We start from the raw sequence: 17,422 nt of genomic DNA on the forward strand, positions 1-17,422 counted from the left end.
CATTCCTACCCCAAGGTGCTTTGCCTTTGCGAGATGAAAAGACAGGAGGCGATTGCGCCATGACCAAGACCGATCTGAAATCACTGCTCAAAGACCCCAGCCTTTTGGCCGAAAAAGCCTATATCGGCGGTGAATGGGTGGATGGTGATAACGGGACATTCGAGGTCACCAACCCCGCACGGGGCGACGTGATTGCAAATGTTGCCGATTTGAGCCGCGCACAGGTGGCCCGCGCCATTGCCTCGGCCGAGGCCGCGCAAAAGGAATGGGCGAAATGGACCGGCAAAGAACGCGCCGCTGTCATGCGCAAGTTCTTCGATTTGATGATGGAAAACCAGCATGATCTGGGCGTTATCCTGACGGCCGAACAGGGCAAACCGCTTGCCGAAGCCAAGGGCGAGATCGCCTATGGCGCGGCCTTTATCGAGTTTTTCGGCGAAGAGGCCAAGCGCATCTACGGCGAAACCATCCCCGGCCATCAGCGCGACAAGCGCATCACCGTGATCAAGCAGCCGATCGGCGTTGTCGCCTCGATCACGCCCTGGAACTTTCCCAACGCGATGATCACCCGCAAGGCCGCCCCGGCGCTTGCGGCGGGCTGTGCCTTTGTCGGTCGCCCGGCGGCGGAAACACCGCTTTCGGCCACCGTCATGGCGGTGCTGGCCGAACGCGCGGGCATCCCGGCGGGTGTGTTCAACATCGTTCCGTCGTCGCGATCCTCTGACATCGGCAAGGAATTCTGCGAGAATCCCGCCGTGCGCAAGATCACCTTTACCGGCTCGACCGAAGTGGGGCGTATCCTTTTGCGTCAGGCCGCCGATCAGGTGATGAAATGCTCGATGGAGCTGGGCGGCAACGCGCCGTTCATCGTGTTTGACGATGCCGATCTTGACGCGGCGGTCGAGGGCGCAATCCTGTGCAAATTCCGCAATAACGGCCAGACCTGTGTCTGTGCCAACCGGATTTACGTGCAGGCCGGCGTTTATGATGCCTTTGCCGAAAAGCTCAAGGTGGCGGTCAGCAACCTCAAGATCGGTGACGGCATGGAAGACGGCGTTGCCCTTGGCCCGCTGATCAACTCCGATGCAATTACCAAGGTTCAGGAACATGTGGCCGATGCCAAGGCCAAGGGCGCGCAAGTGATCCTTGGTGGCGGTGATCCGATGCAGGGTGAGGGCTATTTCCTTCCGCCGACGATCATCACCGGCGCCACGCAGGAGATGCAGGTTGCCACCGATGAAACCTTTGGCCCCTTTGCGCCGCTCTTCAAGTTCGAGAACGAGGATGACGTGATTGCCATGGCCAATGACACGATCTTTGGTCTGGCGAGCTACTTCTACGCCAAGGACCTGAGCCGCGTCTACAAGGTGGCCGAGGCGCTTGAATATGGCATCGTCGGCGTCAACACCGGCATCATTTCAACCGAAGTCGCGCCGTTTGGCGGGGTCAAGCAATCCGGCCTTGGCCGCGAAGGCAGCCATCACGGCATCGAGGACTTCCTTGAAATGAAATACATCTGCATGAGCGTCTGATCGCTCAAAACTCAAGCAGTGGCTTGTCGTTCTTGATGTGACGATACAAAAGTTTCTGCACATCTCTGTTACGGGCGCGGATCGGTCTTACCGGCCCGCGCCCGCGTCGCTTGAGCAGGGTCCATGACGTGCGATTGCCGTCCTTGATGGCCTTGACGCCTGGGTTCCGCGCAACAGTGTTTCACAGGGCGCACCCTCAGCCAGAACGATTTCGTGATGCGCACACATGAAGTGGCAATAGCGGATGTCGCCAGTTGTCGCGTGCTGCGCAATGCCCGGAGACCCGGTCAACTTGATCGCGGGGGCAAGAACCTCTGGCGCACGAAACAGGCGGGCCGCGACCCGCGAGCGCACAAGAATACGGTATTGAGGTGATACCAGAAGATCGCGCCTGGGAAGCCCGTTACCAAGAGCGCCGGCGCTTATCCTGACGGGGCCAAGCGCGGGTGTGTGGGCGAGAACCTCTGCCTTGATGCGGCGCATATTGGTCCATAAAATCGGCTGTGCACCGCGGTCAAGGCTGGTGACAAGATCATTGGGCACCAGCGTTTCAACCGCGCGCGGCCCTTCGGGCGTGTCGATAAGAGTGCCGGCCACGAAACACACCACGGTCGTGTTGTTATCCTGCTCGACATCAATGATAACGTCGCCGCCGACAGGGCTGAAATCAAGCGCGCCGGTGGAAAGCGAATTGATCGGTCCGACATCACCGAGATCATCATCCATCAATGCAAAGTAACGCGTTGCGCCACCACCGACCGGCGACGCGATGATGAACACGATATTACTATTGTCGCCATCTCCGGGGATCGTACCCGTCCCCCCGCCGGACAAACCATAGGTCACATCACCCGACGTCGAATTGTCGGGCGAAACAAGCTCGATATTATACTCTACGCCGCCAATGGTCAGAACGCCGTTATCGGCATCGCTCGTCTCGTTCAGCTCGTTGATATCTGTCGGGGTGTTGTTGTTTTCGGTGTCGGTATAGGTGGCATCATCCACGATGCCAAAAATGGTGCCGCCGCCCGACCCGTCGACCGTGTAGGTGGTGTTTTCCGTTATACCCGAAATCTCGATAAGATCGGGAATCGGTGTATTTCTGGCACCCAAGACGCAACCATCCTTTTGTTCATCACTCCCGCTAAAATGCCGAAAAACCGTGAAGAATTGGTGTTTGAAGGTTGGCCTTTTCTAGGAAAGGTCCTGTCCTTGCCGGTTCGGGGCTGCGGCCTCTCGCGCGCAATCGCTATGCGGGTAAATACCCGTTGCGCACTATGCTCAAGCAGTACTCGACCATGGGCGGGGCAATGGCTAGGATAGGCTACGACGATCCGCCCGCGCAAAGGAAGCAACCGATGCCCCGCCTCATCGCCTTGGCCTGTCTCATGGCCCTGATATCGCCGGTCTCCGCTTTTGCGCAAGACGACGGCGCCCGCATCATCAAGGGCGGGCTTGGCTATGCGCAACGCATCGCCCTGCCACCCGAAGCACGCGCCACGGTGGTCGTTGAAGGCCATTTCGGAAGCATGCTTGGCGAGACCACCGTCAGCGCCGATGGCCAGCAGGTGCCGCTTGATTTCGAGGTGACGGTGCCATCCGATCTGTCCGGGCGTCTGAGCACGGTCATTCACATTCAGGGGCAGCCTCGCTGGGTTCTGCGCGATGTGGGGTTTGACGCGGGGTCCGAGCCGCTCGATCTTGGCACGCTGATCCTTGAGCCGGTCACGCCGATGGCCTTTGCCGTCGATTTTACCTGTGGTGACCTGTCGGTGTCCGTCGGGCTCCTGGGGCGAGAAATGATCCTGCGCGCCGAGGGTCGTGATATCACGCTTGCCGCCGCTGAATCGGCTGCCGGTGGGCGCTATGTCGGCGTGAATGACCCCGAAACAGAGGTCCTGACCGACGGCAATACGACGGTGATCCGCCTTGAGGGGCACGATCTGCCGGATTGTCAAAAGACAGAGTCGGCGCATCGCGCAGCCTATCGCGCGGGCGGGAACGAACCGGGCTGGTCGGTTGTGTTTGACGGCAACAGCGCCGAGATCACGGCTGATTATGGCGAAATCCGCCGCACGGCCGCGCGCCCTGACGTTCAGGTCACACCCGGCGCCTATACGTTTTACATGCCCTCTGCGGGGGCGCATCTTACGGTCCACGACCAGGTTTGCAAGGACGATGCCACCGGCATGCCGCACCCCCATATCGCGCTTTTGGCCCTTGGTGACCGCGAGCTCCGGGGCTGTGGTGGCAACCCGGTAGAGTTGCTGACCGGGGCCGTCTGGCAGGTGATGCGCCTTGGCGATAGCCCGCTGGTCGAACCAGAGCGATTGACGCTGAACTTTGTCGCGCCCGATCGCGTGGCGGGAAACACAGGGTGCAACCGAATGGTCGGCGGGTTTAGTCTGACCGGCGAGGGGATGCATTTCGGCGCCATGAGCAGCACGATGATGGCCTGCCCTCTGCCGCTTATGGAACAGGAACGCCGGATGCTCGATGCGTTGGAGCAGGTCACCCGCTTTGACATCGCGGAGGACGGCGCGCTCCACCTCATCGGCGATCAAAGCGGCGCGCCGCTGTTGATGGCGCGCCGCCCCTGACCCATGAGTGCTTGCGTCAAAGACAAATGCCGCCACCGGCATCCCGGCGGCGGCACATTCATCTTTTAATCGGTGTCAGGTCTAGTTGACGCTTTTGGCGTCGACCACGTCCTGTTTCACGGCATCACCGCTGGCAATCTCGATCTGGCGCGGCTTGAGTGCTTCGGGCATCTCGCGAATCAGGTCGATATGAAGCATGCCGTCGGCATGGGTGGCACCGGTCACGCGCACATGATCGGCAAGCTGAAAGCGGCGCTCAAAAGCGCGCGTGGCAATGCCACGATGCAGATAGCTTCGGGCGTCATCATCCTCGGCCTTGCGGGCCGAAACCACAAGCGCGCGGTCTTTTACCTCAACCGACAGATCGCGGCCGGAAAACCCGGCAACCGCGATGGAAATGCGATAGGCATCATCGGCGGTTTTCTCGATGTTATAGGGCGGATAGGTCGGCTGAGCGACATCGCTTGATAGAACCCGGTCCATCATGTCTGCGATCTGATCAAAGCCAACAGTGGCCCGGTAAAGCGGGGCAAGGTCAAAATTTCGCATGGTCATCCTCCATTGAGCGATACCTGATGTGTGCCTTCCCTGAGGGGACAGGCATGGAAATATCCGGCCCGCTAGGCGGCACCGGGTGTCATTAATGTGGGGGGTGCATTTTGCGGTTTCAAGACCTGCCGCGCAGCAGTCAGGGTTTGGCGAATTTCGCACCAGAGGCGCGCTTGGTGGTGCCGACCTCGACCCGGCGAAACCCGGTGTTGACCGTGGTCGCGGTCGGGCCCGCGCGCAGATCGCGCTTAAGGGTCTCGACCAAAGCAGGCAGATCCATACCGTAGGCGACCTTGTCGTCGGTCTTCCAATTGCCGCCACTGACCAGCGACAGAATGCGCGCGCGGTTGCCGTCGCGGGCAAAGACCGGTGCGCCGGACGAGCCGGAAATTATGTTGCAATCGAATTGCATGATCCCCTCGTGCCGCCAGTTCAACCCGCAATCGCGTTGCCATGACGGGGCCTTGTCGCGGTTTGCCCCGTAGGACACGACGCTGACGCGCTGTCCCTTTGTGCCACCGCCATGCAGGCGGAACGGCGCGGCAAGCGCGCTTTGGATCGGTTCGGCAAGTTCGAGCAACGCGACATCGCGGCGGATGTTCTCGGCCGTCATGCCCGTCACGGGATCATATCCCTTGGTAGTGACATATCGGGCCACGCCTCGTTCGGCGACCACCACCCCATCGCGAAGCCCGGCGCGAAAGCGGATCGTGGTTGCCTCGACGGCTCTGCCCGTTTTATCAAAGATGCAATGGGCGGCGGTCAGCACCTGATTGGGGGCAATCAGAACGCCGGTGCAAAAGCCGCCCCGGCCGATGTCGACCCGGCCAACCGCCTCCCATCCGAACAGATCGTCACGATCCGTCAGGCGGATCAACCCGCTGGTCTGGGCCATCGCGCCGCTGGCGGACAACAGCGCGGCGAGGATCAGCGGCAGAATGGGGCGCAAGCGGATCATGGTTTGGCAAATTTAGCGCCGGTCTTGCGCCGGGCGACTCCGCTTGTGAACATCTTCGGGGCGGCATCCTGAAACACGCCCTGACCCGCGTCAAGCGCGGCGCGCAGCACCCGCAGGGGATCAACAAGCTGTGTGCCAAGCGACACCTTGCGCCCGTCGACCTCGGCCATGGCCGAGACCACCGAGACGATCCGGGGCATGCCGCCCTCAAAGCTAAAGATCGGCGCACCGGATGATCCGTAATTGACCTCGCAGGACATCACCAACACGCCCTGCTGGCGCGCGATAACCTCGCAAATATTCTGAAGCGACGGGGCCTCGGCGCGGTCCTTGCCATAGCTGACAACGCCTATCCGCTGGCCCTTGCGCGGGCGCTCGTCGGTTTCAAACGGGGTCACGCGGGTGTTCTTGATCGGGTGGTGAAGCTCCAACAGGGCCACATCGTTGCGCACGCGTTCGGCCGTTACGCCATTGGCGAAATCATAGTCGGGATGGGTCACTGCGCGGCGCACCGAACGATAGGCCGCAGCGCGCCCATTGCGCCACCCGGCCTTGAATTCGATCCGGGCCGGATCAATCCGCTTGCCGGTTTCCTTGTCATAAAGGCAATGCGCCGCTGTCAAAACCAGATCGGGCGCCACCAGAGAGCCGGTGCAAAACCCCTTGCCGGCAAGTTCAAGGCGGCCAACCGCCTCCCACTGGCGGGTATCATCGCCGGTATCAAGGCGCTCAAGGCGGCTATCTTGCGCCCATGCGCCTTGGGCGAATAGCAAGATCGACAGCGACAGATATAACGTGCGCAGCATGGCCCCTCCGAAAACGTATCTACCTGCGAATTAACAGGCGTTTAGGGCCAAAATAGGGCGTATTACCGTAGAATGGGAACCCCGGTCATGCCCTGCGCCGCGCGCTCCATCGCGGGCGGTTTCGGCCCACCGGTTGCCCAATCCAAGAGTTCGACAGTATGCACAATCGGCACCCCGGTGGCCGAGCCGATCTGCATCATGCAGCCGATATTGCCGGCCGCGATCACATCGGGGTTCCTGGCCTCAAGCGTGCGCACCTTGCGTTCCTTGAGCTGTTTGGAAATCTCCGGCTGCATCAGGTTATAGGTGCCCGCCGAGCCACAGCAAAGGTGGCTATCGGCGGGTTCAACAACGCCATACCCGGCCCGTTTCAACAAATCCTTCGGGAATGTCTTGATCTGTTGGCCATGTTGCAAAGAACAGGCCGCGTGATAGGCGACGGTCATCTGCGGCGCGCCACCCGTCGGCAGGTCAAGCTGCATCAGGACCTCGGAGACATCCATCGCAATCCCCGACACCCGCGCGGCATCGCTGGCAAGCGCGTCATGGCGGAACATATGACCGTAATCCTTGACCGTCGTGCCACAGCCCGAGGTGTTGATCACGATCGCATCAAGCCCCTCGCCATCCATTTCGCGCGCCCAGGCACGGATATTCTTGGCGGCGGTGCGGTGGCTTTCATCTGACTTGCCCATGTGATGGGTCAGAGCGCCACAGCATCCCGCGCCCTCGGCCACCACAACCTCGCAGCCAAGCCGCGTCAAAAGCCGGATCGTGGCATCGTTGATATCGGTGTTAAGCGCCTTTTGCGCACAGCCCGTCATCAGCGCCACGCGCTTTTTGCGCGCGCCTTCGGGGGCAAAGCTCTGCGGGTCGTCATTGCGGCTTACCGGCGGGATTTGCTTGGGCGCCATTTCAAGCATCGCGCGCAGCCGTGCATCGGGCATCAGCCGCGCAAACGGCCGCCCGATCTTGGCGCCCAACAGGGCAAGCCGAAAGCGTGTCGGATAGGGCAGGATACGTGCCAAAATCCAGCGCAACGCGCGATCCCCAAGCGGGCGCTTGTAGCGTTCTTCGATATATTCCCGTGCGTGATCAACAAGATGCATGTAATGCACCCCCGACGGACAGGTCGTCATGCAGGCCAGACAGGACAGGCAGCGATCAATATGCTTGACCGTCTTGGCATCCGGCACGCGGTTGTTTTCAAGCATATCCTTGATCAGGTAAATCCGGCCTCGCGGGCTATCAAGCTCGTCGCCAAGCACCTGATAGGTGGGGCAGGTCGCGGTGCAGAATCCGCAATGCACGCAAGAGCGCAAAATCTCGTTGGCGCGGGTGATCTTCGGGTCTTTCAGCTGCTCTGCGGTAAATTCGGTTTTCATATCTATGCCACCATCTATGCGGTTTCAGGCCCAAACGGGCGACGGGGTAGGCGCGCGGTTCAGGCCGCCCGTCCCTGTGTCATCAGCCCTGGATTCAGGATCTGCCTTGGGTCGAATTTCTGGCGCAGCGCGTCCTGAAGGGTGCTGACGGCCGGCGATAGCGGTTGGAACGCGCCCACCGACGGGTTGCCACGGATCAAGGTGGCATGGCCGCCAACCTTTGCCACGGCGGCGCGGATGGTGGTGGCACTCACGCCCGACCCTTCCGGTGCCAAGAGCCAGACAAGCCCGCCGCCCCAGTCGTAAAACGCCCGCGCCCCGGACAGGCCCGCCACAAGGCCGGGGGCATCGGTTGGTTTCACCGAAATCCGCCAGACATCGCCCTTCGCGTCGTGATAAGGGGCCACATCGCGGATCGCGGCCCATGTGGCCTCGGTCTCGGCGGGGCCTGCATCAATCGAAAGCTTGCCCAGATCGCCGAGCATGCTCTGCAATTCCGACCCGCGGTAAGCGACCGAGTTTTCAAACCCTTCCAGCCGCAAAAGCGTGGTCGGTGCGCCTGTGTCACCCTCCTGAAGATGCGCGGCACCGGAGACTTCGAAAGGCGAGCCAAGCGCGCGGCCAAGTGCGCCAACGGCGGCCTCATCGGCCAGCCCCTCAATCCGCAAGGTCGCGGCAAAGCGCGGTTTCGGCAGCACCTTGAGGGACACTTCGGTGAGAACGCCCAAGGTGCCGTAACTGCCGGCCATCAGCTTGACGAGGTCATAGCCGGTCACGTTTTTCATCACCCGGCCACCGTTCTTGATGATCTGCCCGCGACCATCGACAAACCGCACGCCAAGCATGAAATCCCGCGCCGCGCCGGATTGAATACGGCGCGGACCGCTGACATTGGCCGCCGCCACGCCGCCAATCGTCGGCGTGCCGGTGGTGCCCAACAATCCGCGATGATCCATCGGCTCAAAGGCAAGGCGTTGTCCCTCGACGGCCAAAGCCGCCTCGATCTCGGCCACGGGCGTGCCGGCCTTGGCCACCAGCGTCAGCGATCCGGGCTCGTAAAGCTCGATCCCCGACAGGGCGCTTGTGCTTAGGATCGTGCCGTTGGTTGGCATCCCGATCGGGCGCGTGCCGCCGCCCTGAATGCGCAGCGGCGCGTCGATCTCGGCGACGATCCGGGCCAGATCGTCTTCGGTTTTGGGGGTCAGCATGTTGGAAATCCTTTCGCCGATCAGGCGGCCACGTCGCGATGCGAATCCGAGGACAAAAGTGGAAAGACCTTGGCCGGGTTCAAAAGCCATTTGACATCAAACACGTCCTTGACCGCCATCTGCGCCTCAAGGTCGGCGGGGGCATATTGATAGGTCATCAAATCGCGTTTTTCGATCCCCACCCCATGCTCGCCGGTCAGACACCCGCCGACCTCGACGCAAAGCTTGAGAATCTCGGCCCCGAAATCTTCGCATAGCTCAAGATCGCCGGGCTTGTTGGCATCAAACAGGATCAGCGGATGCATATTGCCGTCGCCCGCATGAAACACATTGGCGACATCAAGCCCGAAGTCCTTGCTCATCTCGCCAATCCGCTTAAGGACATGCGGCAGCTCGCTCACCGGGATCGTGCCGTCAAGGCACATGTAATCGTTGATCTGTCCCATCGCGCCAAAGGCCGATTTGCGGCCAAGCCAGATCTTGGCGCTTTCCTCGGCCGAGCGGCTCTGGCGCAACTCAACCGGATTGTGACGGCGCGCGATCTCTTCGATCAGGGCAAGCTGTTCGTCGATTTCGGTGTCCGAGCCCTCGACCTCGACGATCAAAAGCGCCTCGCACATCGGATAGCCGGCCTTGGCAAAGGCCTCGGTCGCCTCGATGCAGGGACGGTCCATGAACTCGATCGCCACCGGCAGAACGCCCGCCTTGATGATATCCGACACACAGGCGCCGGCCACTTCGTTACTGTCAAACCCGATCAGCACGGGGCGCGCGCCTTCGGGCTTGTGCAGGATGCGCAGGGTCGCCTCGGTGACAACGCCAAGCTGCCCCTCGGAGCCACAGATAAGCCCCAGAAGATCAAGCCCCTCGGCATCAAGGAATGCGCCGCCAATCTCGGTCACGGTGCCATCCATAAGCACCATGGTGACCCCCATGAGGTTGTTGGTCGTCACCCCGTATTTAAGGCAATGCGCGCCGCCCGAATTCATCGCGATATTGCCAGCGATTGCACAGGCAAGCTGCGATGATGGGTCGGGAGCATAGAAAAAGCCGTTTTCCTCGACCGCGCCGGTCACGCTCAGGTTGGTGCGCCCGGTTTGGACCTTGATAAAGCGGTTCTCGTAATCGGTTTCAAGCACGTCACTCAGGCGCGCAACCCCGAGGATGACACTATCAGCGGTCGGCAAGGCCCCGCCCGCCAGAGAGGTGCCAGAGCCGCGCGGTACCACCGGCACGCCCATCTCGTGGCAAATCCGAAGCGCATCAGAGACCTCTTTCGTGCTTGCCGGCAGAACGGCCAGCAGGGGAGCGCACTTATAAGCCGTCAGAGCGTCGCATTCGTAAACGCGGGTTTCCGACGGATCAGAGATAACCGCGTCTTTCGGCATAACCTCTTGCAAACGCGTGATAAGCTCGGCCTTTTTGGCGATGATTTCCGGCTTTGGGGTTGGCATTTCCATGGTCGCGCTCCCTATGATTGGTAATAAAATATAACCAATTTTTGCTTATGGCAAGTTAAACCTTACGGCGGTACTGTGCCACCATGTCATGGACTGAACCTTTTGCCTATTTCAATGGCCTCGATATGGCGGCGCTTGCGCTGTTGTTCGGGTCGTGGGCGATCACCGGCTTTGCGATTGATCACGCCCCCAAGGGCCGCCCGTCCGTGTCGCGCCTTATGGCGCAGTACCGGCGCGAATGGATGGTGGTGATGATTTCCCGCGATCCGCGCATCTTTGACGCCCATATCCTTGGCACCCTGCGACAGGGCACATCGTTCTTTGCCTCGGCCACCCTGATTGCGATTGGTGGCTCACTGGCGCTTTTGGGCGATCTGGATCGGGTGATCGGCATTGCCGGCGATCTTACCCCCGGACAAGAGCCTATCGTCGTCTGGGAGCTCAAGATTCTCGTGATCCTGCTGTTTCTTGCCAATGCCTTTCTCAAATTCGTCTGGTCGAACCGGCTGTTTGGGTATTGCGCCGTTGTGATGGCGGCGGTTCCCAACGATGCCAGTGATCCGCGTGCCATTGTCCGGGCGCGCAAGGCGGGCGAGATCAACATCACCGCCGCGCGCGGGTTCAATCGCGGCCTGCGGTCGCTTTACTTTGCCCTGGCCACTGCCGCCTGGCTTTTGGGGTCAGAGGCGCTTTTGGTGGCCACCGCTGTGACCGTGCTGCTGCTGTTGCGCCGTGAATTCGCCTCGCAGTCGCGCGCCGTTCTGATGCAACCCGATGACGCTACGACCCACACACAGACGTGAGTGTTATTCCCCTCAGAATGGGTTATATTGCGCGCCATGAAACAGATTAGCCTTACCCTCGCCGCCCTTGCCCTTGCCTCTGCTGCTTCTGCGCATGAACCCAAAGTGCTTGACGTCAACGTCGAGAAATCAGGCATGGCCTGGCGTGTGGATGTCACGGTCGAACATCCCGATAGCGGATGGGAGCATTATGTTGACGGCTGGGAGGTGCTGGATAACGCCGGCAATCGCCTTGGCTATCGCATCCTGCATCACCCGCATGTCAACGAACAGCCCTTTACCCGATCACTGACCAATCTAGCCCTGCCCGATGGCACGCGCGAGATTTTCGTGCGTCCGCATTGCTCGGTTGATGGCTGGGCGGGCGACAGCCTGCGCGTCACGCTAGAGCCATAAGCGGGACGGCACGCAAGGGCCGACGAGCGGCCCCTTCACCGCCGTCCTTCGCGCAGCCATCCTGACAGGATCAATCCCGACACCAAAAGCAACACAAGCCATGTCGGCAAAAGCGGCATCTGGCTGACGCTGCGGGTCTCATAGGCGCCGCGCGGCGTGATCCCGATCCAGCCGCGTCCGGCGGCAGGGCGGCCCGCGCGTACCTCGCGAATACCGGGCACGCCGTCGGCAAGGGCGAGCACCCCGCCATTGGTGGCGCTGATCAGCGGTTGCAGGGCCTCGGCGCTGGCGATGGTCTGTTCAAATTCCACAGGCGCGGCGGGGCCAAGACCGATCACCGCGTTCTGGTCGTCGTTCTCCAATCGGTAAAGGCCAATCTCCGGCCCGTCATAGACAAGCTCGAACCGGCCCGGCGACACCTCTGTCATCTCGCGCTCTATCACCTCGCCCGACGGGGTGGTGATGCTGAGCGCGCCGATGCTGTCTTCAAGCGAGCGGCGGATCACGCGCATCTGCTGGCCGGTGGCCTCGGCCCAGAGCGCCTCTTCCTCAAGCTCGGGTTCCTTCATCATCCAATGCGCCAGACGGCGCAACAACTCAAGCTGCGGCCCGCCACCCTCGAACCCACGACCCCAAAGCCAGGCGTGATCCGAGGCAAGCAGCGCCACACGCCCCTCGCCGACCCGATCAAGCAACAACAGCGGCCGTTCGCCCGCACCCGACATCACCACATTGCCCGAGGTCTGGGTGACCTCGATCTGGCGCATCCAGCGGCCCCAATCGCCCGCCTCTTCGCCCTCGGCCTGTAATCCGGCGGTGACCGGATGGCGCTGCCCAAGGTCGGTTACCTTGGGGCGATATCCCTCTTCGACCACCCGCGCGGTGGGGCGGGCGGGCACGATTTCCTCAAACGGTCCGCGATAGATGCTTTCGGCCCCGGCAAAATCCGGCCCCGCCGCAAATAGAACCGCGCCGCCATTTTCGACATACTGGCGGATATTATCGAGATAGATCGACGGCAGGATGCCGCGCCGACGGTAGCGGTCAAAAATGATCAGGTCGAAATCATCGACCTTTTCCAGAAACAGCTCGCGCGTCGGAAAGGCGATAAGCGACAGTTCCCGCACCGGCACGCCGTCTTGCTTTTCCGGCGGCCGCAGGATGGTGAAATGCACAAGGTCGACCGAGCTGTCGGATTTCAGAAGGTTGCGCCATGTCCGTGTGCCGGGATGCGGTTGACCCGAGACCAAAAGCACGCTGAGGCGGTCGCGCACACCGTTGATCTGAATGAGCGCGGTGTTGTTGCGATCAGTAAGCTCGCCCGGCGCGGCAGGGGTTGTGAACTGCAACACGTTGCGCCCGCCATGTGGCAGGGTCAGCGGAAGATCAATCGTTTCGCCAAGCGCGACCTCAAAGCGGCGCGGCTCTGCGCCGTCGACCGAAATATCGAGCGGTACGGTCGTGACGCCCGGCGGGCTGGCGCCCTCATCGGTGATGGTCAGCATCATGCGCACCTCTTCGCCGAGGATGGCAAAGGCGGGGGCATTGTCGATCCTTAACCGGCGGTCCCAATCGCCCGCGCGACCGGTGTGAAGCAAATGCAGCGGGGCGGGCAGGGGCGGCGCGCGATCAACGTCATGCAGCCGCCCATCCGACAACAGGATCGTGCCGGCAATCCGGCCCTGCGGTTCCTCGGCCATGGCCTGCGCCAGGTCGGTCATCATCTGGGTGCCGCCATTGTCGGGCGCGTCGGGCACACGGATGCGGCGCACCTCGGTGTTGGGGCGCGCCTCAAGACGTGCGGCCAGCGTATCCGCCGCCGAAGCGGTCATCGCGCCGCGATCGCCAAGCCCCTGACTGGCGCTTTCATCCTCGACGATCATCACGATATCCGACAGCGGCGCGCGGTCTTCCTCCTGGTAAACCGGCCCCATCAGCGCGCCCAGGATAACCAGCCCGGCAAGCGTGCGAAACGCCCAGCCGGAAAGCCTGCGCCAGATCGCCAGCCCAAGACCGGCGGCCAAAAGACCCGCCAGCGCCGCGATCAGCAGCACCGGCAAAAGTGGGTCAAAGATAAGCGTCGCGGTCATTGGCCCAACCTATCAAGCAAAGCGGGCACATGCACCTGATCGGATTTGTAATTGCCGGTCAGCACATGCATCACAAGGTTCACCCCAAAGCGATAGGCCAGCTCGCGCTGCCGTTCACCGGCATAGCCGCGCCCGACAGGAAAAAGCGGATCACCGCGATCATTCACCGCCCAGGCCGAGGCCCAGTCATTGCCGCCGATCACCACCGGCGTCACCCCGTCATTGAGATTGCGAAACGGCATGCCCTCGATACGTTCGGCATCGGGCGGGGCGGCCTCAACCCATACCGGGCGACCCGCATGACGGCCCGGAAAATCCGTCAAAAGGTAAAACGCGCGCGTCAGGACGTGGTCATCGGGCACCGGTTCGAGCGGCGGAATATCAAGCGGCGCGGCCAGCCGTTGAAGCCGCACGCCATTGGGCGAGGACGCGCCAAAGCCCGCCACATCGGCGTCGCGCGTGTCAAACACGATAAGCCCGCCATTGCGCAGGTAATCGTTGAGCTTGACATAGGCCTCGGCCGAGGGAGTCGGCTGATCCGGGGTGATCGGCCAATAAAGGATCGGATAAAACGCAAGATCGTCGGTTTCAAGGTTAACGCTGATCGGGGCTGCAGGCTCGATCGAGGTGCGGAAATTCAAAACCCGTCCCAGACCGGCAAGCCCGGCGCGCGCGGCATCATCGAGCGCCGCGTTGCCGGTGATCACATGCGCCAGCACGACCTCTGATGTGGCAAGGATCGCGCGCGCATCATCCTGCGCCTTTGCCCCTCCGGGTGCGCCGAAAAGGCCGAGCGCCAGCAAAAGCGCCGCTGTCGCCCGCACTGGCCAGAGCCGTCCGGAAAGGGCAAGCGAGGCCGCGATATCAGCCACCAACAGCATCAAAGAGGCCGCTAAAAGCCAACCGCCCAAAGGGAGCTCCTGCGCGCGCGCCAAGCCCTCGACCGGGATACGCGCGGGCCACGCCATCGGGGCAAGCGTGGTCTCGGCCGAGACCACGTTGCGGGCAATCCGCCGGTCCGGTCCGTCATAAATGCCGGGGGCAAGGTCTGGGCCAAGTGGCGCGGCAAGAATGCGCTCGCCCGCCACACCGGGCAGGGTGCCCGCATCATTGAGCGCGCCAAACCCGTCAAGCACCGCGACCGGCTGCCATGTAGTATTGGCCAGTTCCGCCGCATCAGGCGGGGCCACGGCGGAAGAAACCGCAAGCCGTTCCAGCATCTGCACGAACAGGCCCGACAGCGGCAGGCTTGACCATTCGGCATTGGCGGTGACGTGAAACAGCACGACCTGCCCCGCGCCGATCCGCTTGCGGGTGACAAGCGGCGTGCCATCGGTCAGTTGCGCGATCACCCGTTCGGCCAGCACCGGGTCGGGCTGGGCCATGACCTGTGCGGTGACGCTGACATCTTCGGGGATCGAGAGGCCGTAAAACGGTGTGTCCTCGGCGAAGGGCGCAAGCGCCTTGGGTTCGCCCCAACTCATCGCGCCGCCCACCGTGCGTCCGCCGACACGCAGACGCACCGGCATAAGCGGCGCCTCTTCGGTGCGCGACACGTCGCTCGCGGCAAGGCGCGGCCCGGCAAAGCGCAGCAACAGCCCGCCTTGCGTTGTCCAGTCGAGAAGCGCGGCCTGTTCGGCCCCTGACAGCGTTGCCACATCCGCGAGGATGATAACATCGGGATTGGCCGGCAGCACATCCATCAGCGCGCCATCCAGAAGATCGGCGGTCGGGATCAGCGCCTGTTCGAGGTAGTGCAGCGGCGACAAAAGCTCTAGCCCTTCGCGGTCATCGCGCCCGGCGATCATCGCCACCTCGCGCCGCTTGAGGCCATCATCGCCAAGCGTGACCGCCCCGGCATGATCCTGTCCGGCGATCTTGAACCGGGTGAGGCGGGCGCGCAATTCGGGCGGCAAGGATAGCGCGCCCTGCGCGCCGGTCTCGCCTTCGCCAAAGGTCATCGGCAGGCTGGCCAGAACGCGCGGAACGCCTGCGGGGTCAAGGCCATGGGCGTTGACGATAATCTCTCGCGTCGGTCCCGACTGCGCGCGCAGCGCCTCAAGGTTGACCAAGCCATCGGCCAGCGTTGCGGGCTTGAGCGCCAAAATTGGTCGCGGGCTTTCGTGTGCGGTCACCGGGCCGCGCGCCTCTAATGCAGTCAAAAGGCGCTCGCGGCCCTCGTGCATCAAACCGTCAGAGAACCAGCGGGTTTCAAACGCCGCATCGCCCAGCAGTCCGGCGGCCTCGTCCAGCATCTCTGGCGTGGCCGACCACGGCGCGGGCGCAAGGCCGGGCAGGCGGCTGCGCCAGCTTTCGGCGGCCTGAAACAGGGGCGGCTCTGGATCGCTGAGCTGCATCACCGCCGCGGGGCGCCCGGCGCGCCCGGCCTCGGCCAAAAGCCCGTCGATCACGGCGATCTGCGCGTTCCAGTCACGGGCACTGGCCCAGCTGTTGTCGAGCAGAATCAAAAGCGGGTCGATGGCGCGGGCCTCGCCCGCGTCGCGCGGGTTAAGGACCGGCCCCGCCAGCCCGATAATCACCGCCGCCACCGCCAGCATCCGCAGCAGCAAAAGCCACCAGGGCGTGCGGTCGGTGACGCTATCCTCGTCCTTGAGGTCCAGCATAAGCGCGACACCCGGAAAGCGCCGCCGCACCGGTGCGGGCGGCACGGCGCGCAGGATGATCCAGAGGATCGGCAGGGCGGCGAGCGCCAGCAGCAACCAAGGCGCGGCAAATCCGATGGGGCCAAGCATCATGCGCCAATCCCCCCGTCAAGCGCGCGATAGAGCCATAACAGAGCCGATTGCGCGCTATCGCTGGTGTGATGACAGCCATAGCGCCAGCCGGTCACAGAGCATAGCGAGGCCAGCTCTGCCTTACGCTCGGCGAGGCGTTCAAGATAGCGGTCGCGCAGGTCACCGGCCTTGAGGGTCTCATGCGCCATGGTGCCGCCGATGCTTTCAAATATCGTGCGCCCGGCATAGGGAAAGGCCTCTTCTGCCGGGTCGAGCACCTGGTAGAGCACGCCGCGCACGCCGCGATCCGCCGCCGCCGTAAGCGCACCGCGCAGGCCCTTGAGGTCGCCCATGAAGTCGGAAATCAGGACCGCGCGGCCATGCGGCAACAGCCCGGCCATGTCGGGGCTGGCGTAATCCTCGTCGCTGTCTTGCATCAGCGCCTCGGTCAGGCGCGCGATCTGAATCTGCCCGCGCCGCGGCGGCAAGGCACCGCCAGTCAGGCCGACACGTTCGCCGCCCCGAATAAGCAGGATCGCACTGGCAAGCGCCAAAAGCCGGGCGCGATCGGCCTTGTCGGGCAGGCCGCTGTCGCTGGCAAAGCGCATCGAGGCTGCCGGATCGACCCAGAGCATCACGCTTTGCGCGATCTGCCATTCCCTTTGGCGCACGAATTGCGCGTCACTGCGCCCCGAGCGGCGCCAGTCGATCATCCGGCGGCTATCGCCGGGCTGAACCGGGCGATATTGCCAGAAATCATCCCCCTGACCGGCACGGCGTCGGCCATGCTCGCCCAGCAGGACCGTACCGGCAAGATGCTCGGCCCGCGCCAAAAGCGGCGGCAGGCGGGCGGCTTCTGCCTCGGCCCGAGGGCGCAGGGGGGTGACAGGGGCGTTCATC

At 62.7% G+C, this 17,422-nt stretch carries 14 protein-coding genes; 4 read left to right on the forward strand and 10 right to left on the reverse strand.

All coding sequences use genetic code 11. The features are described 5' to 3' along the window. Positions 1-59 precede the first annotated feature (59 nt). Positions 60-1,532, forward strand: a complete 1,473-nt coding sequence (locus ROG8370_RS04010) for an NAD-dependent succinate-semialdehyde dehydrogenase (RefSeq protein WP_085825795.1) — start codon at positions 60-62, stop codon at positions 1,530-1,532. Between the two features lie 87 nt (positions 1,533-1,619). On the opposite strand, the gene ROG8370_RS04015 is transcribed toward ROG8370_RS04010, so the two are convergent. Then, positions 1,620-2,645: a Hint domain-containing protein gene (locus tag ROG8370_RS04015; RefSeq protein WP_085825796.1), complete on the reverse strand. Its 1,026-nt coding sequence runs from the start codon at positions 2,643-2,645 to the stop codon at positions 1,620-1,622. 245 nt (positions 2,646-2,890) lie between these two features. Here ROG8370_RS04015 and ROG8370_RS04020 point away from each other — a divergent pair, with 245 nt between their 5' ends. Beyond that, complete coding sequence (locus ROG8370_RS04020) at positions 2,891-4,132, forward strand: META domain-containing protein (protein WP_085825797.1); 1,242 nt, start codon at positions 2,891-2,893, stop codon at positions 4,130-4,132. A gap of 81 nt (positions 4,133-4,213) precedes the next feature. On the opposite strand, the gene ROG8370_RS04025 is transcribed toward ROG8370_RS04020, so the two are convergent. The 6 genes from ROG8370_RS04025 to ROG8370_RS04050 form a co-directional block, all read right to left on the reverse strand. After that, positions 4,214-4,681 (reverse strand): Hsp20 family protein, encoded by a 468-nt coding sequence (locus tag ROG8370_RS04025; RefSeq protein ID WP_085825883.1) that lies wholly within the window; start codon positions 4,679-4,681, stop codon positions 4,214-4,216. 139 nt (positions 4,682-4,820) lie between these two features. Beyond that, the gene (locus ROG8370_RS04030; protein ID WP_245827199.1) at positions 4,821-5,639 is read right to left on the reverse strand and encodes a trypsin-like serine peptidase; all 819 of its coding nucleotides are present in this window, start codon (positions 5,637-5,639) and stop codon (positions 4,821-4,823) included. Next, entirely contained in the window at positions 5,636-6,445 is an 810-nt protein-coding gene (locus ROG8370_RS04035; protein WP_085825798.1) for a trypsin-like serine peptidase, read from the reverse strand. The genes ROG8370_RS04030 and ROG8370_RS04035 overlap by 4 nt, the downstream gene beginning before the upstream one ends. 62 nt (positions 6,446-6,507) lie before the next feature. Continuing rightward, positions 6,508-7,830 carry a glycolate oxidase subunit GlcF gene (glcF, locus tag ROG8370_RS04040; protein WP_085825799.1) on the reverse strand — a complete coding sequence of 441 codons (1,323 nt, stop codon included), beginning with the start codon at positions 7,828-7,830 and terminating at the stop codon, positions 6,508-6,510. Between the two features lie 59 nt (positions 7,831-7,889). Next, positions 7,890-9,035: a glycolate oxidase subunit GlcE gene (gene glcE / locus ROG8370_RS04045; protein ID WP_085825885.1), complete on the reverse strand. Its 1,146-nt coding sequence runs from the start codon at positions 9,033-9,035 to the stop codon at positions 7,890-7,892. A 23-nt stretch (positions 9,036-9,058) separates the two neighbouring features. Beyond that, positions 9,059-10,498, reverse strand: a complete 1,440-nt coding sequence (locus tag ROG8370_RS04050; protein ID WP_085825800.1) for an FAD-linked oxidase C-terminal domain-containing protein — start codon at positions 10,496-10,498, stop codon at positions 9,059-9,061. 83 nt (positions 10,499-10,581) lie between these two features. On the opposite strand from ROG8370_RS04050, the gene ROG8370_RS04055 reads away from it, so the two are divergent. Next, the gene (locus ROG8370_RS04055) at positions 10,582-11,301 is read left to right on the forward strand and encodes a DUF599 domain-containing protein (protein ID WP_085825801.1); all 720 of its coding nucleotides are present in this window, start codon (positions 10,582-10,584) and stop codon (positions 11,299-11,301) included. Between the two features lie 36 nt (positions 11,302-11,337). After that, positions 11,338-11,697 (forward strand): hypothetical protein, encoded by a 360-nt coding sequence (locus ROG8370_RS04060; RefSeq protein WP_085825802.1) that lies wholly within the window; start codon positions 11,338-11,340, stop codon positions 11,695-11,697. A gap of 35 nt (positions 11,698-11,732) precedes the next feature. Here the strand turns inward: ROG8370_RS04060 and ROG8370_RS04065 are convergent, their stop codons facing one another. From ROG8370_RS04065 to ROG8370_RS04075, 3 genes are read right to left on the reverse strand one after another with little or no spacing between them, the layout of a single operon-like run. Beyond that, on the reverse strand, positions 11,733-13,787 hold the full coding sequence (locus ROG8370_RS04065) for a hypothetical protein (protein WP_085825803.1): 2,055 nt from the start codon (positions 13,785-13,787) through the stop codon (positions 11,733-11,735). Next, positions 13,784-16,543, reverse strand: coding sequence for a DUF4159 domain-containing protein (locus ROG8370_RS04070; RefSeq protein ID WP_085825804.1), 2,760 nt, complete (start codon positions 16,541-16,543; stop codon positions 13,784-13,786). The genes ROG8370_RS04065 and ROG8370_RS04070 overlap by 4 nt, the downstream gene beginning before the upstream one ends. After that, the gene (locus ROG8370_RS04075) at positions 16,540-17,421 is read right to left on the reverse strand and encodes a DUF58 domain-containing protein (protein ID WP_085825805.1); all 882 of its coding nucleotides are present in this window, start codon (positions 17,419-17,421) and stop codon (positions 16,540-16,542) included. The genes ROG8370_RS04070 and ROG8370_RS04075 overlap by 4 nt, the downstream gene beginning before the upstream one ends. Position 17,422 lies beyond the last annotated feature (1 nt).

The organism is Roseovarius gaetbuli, assembly GCF_900172365.1.
Taxonomy (GTDB): domain Bacteria; phylum Pseudomonadota; class Alphaproteobacteria; order Rhodobacterales; family Rhodobacteraceae; genus Roseovarius; species Roseovarius gaetbuli.

Excerpts from the sequence above, each read along its gene's own strand:
- ROG8370_RS04065 (WP_085825803.1), bottom strand. The coding sequence starts at position 13,787 with ATGACCGCGACGCTTATCTTTGACCCACTTTTGCCGGTGCTGCTGATC.
- ROG8370_RS04025 (WP_085825883.1), bottom strand. The coding sequence starts at position 4,681 with ATGCGAAATTTTGACCTTGCCCCGCTTTACCGGGCCACTGTTGGCTTT.
- ROG8370_RS04075 (WP_085825805.1), bottom strand. The coding sequence starts at position 17,421 with ATGAACGCCCCTGTCACCCCCCTGCGCCCTCGGGCCGAGGCAGAAGCC.
- ROG8370_RS04055 (WP_085825801.1), top strand. The coding sequence starts at position 10,582 with ATGTCATGGACTGAACCTTTTGCCTATTTCAATGGCCTCGATATGGCG.
- ROG8370_RS04050 (WP_085825800.1), bottom strand. The coding sequence starts at position 10,498 with ATGGAAATGCCAACCCCAAAGCCGGAAATCATCGCCAAAAAGGCCGAG.
- ROG8370_RS04020 (WP_085825797.1), top strand. The coding sequence starts at position 2,891 with ATGCCCCGCCTCATCGCCTTGGCCTGTCTCATGGCCCTGATATCGCCG.
- ROG8370_RS04060 (WP_085825802.1), top strand. The coding sequence starts at position 11,338 with ATGAAACAGATTAGCCTTACCCTCGCCGCCCTTGCCCTTGCCTCTGCT.
- ROG8370_RS04030 (WP_245827199.1), bottom strand. The coding sequence starts at position 5,639 with ATGATCCGCTTGCGCCCCATTCTGCCGCTGATCCTCGCCGCGCTGTTG.
- ROG8370_RS04010 (WP_085825795.1), top strand. The coding sequence starts at position 60 with ATGACCAAGACCGATCTGAAATCACTGCTCAAAGACCCCAGCCTTTTG.
- ROG8370_RS04070 (WP_085825804.1), bottom strand. The coding sequence starts at position 16,543 with ATGATGCTTGGCCCCATCGGATTTGCCGCGCCTTGGTTGCTGCTGGCG.
- ROG8370_RS04035 (WP_085825798.1), bottom strand. The coding sequence starts at position 6,445 with ATGCTGCGCACGTTATATCTGTCGCTGTCGATCTTGCTATTCGCCCAA.
- glcF (WP_085825799.1), bottom strand. The coding sequence starts at position 7,830 with ATGAAAACCGAATTTACCGCAGAGCAGCTGAAAGACCCGAAGATCACC.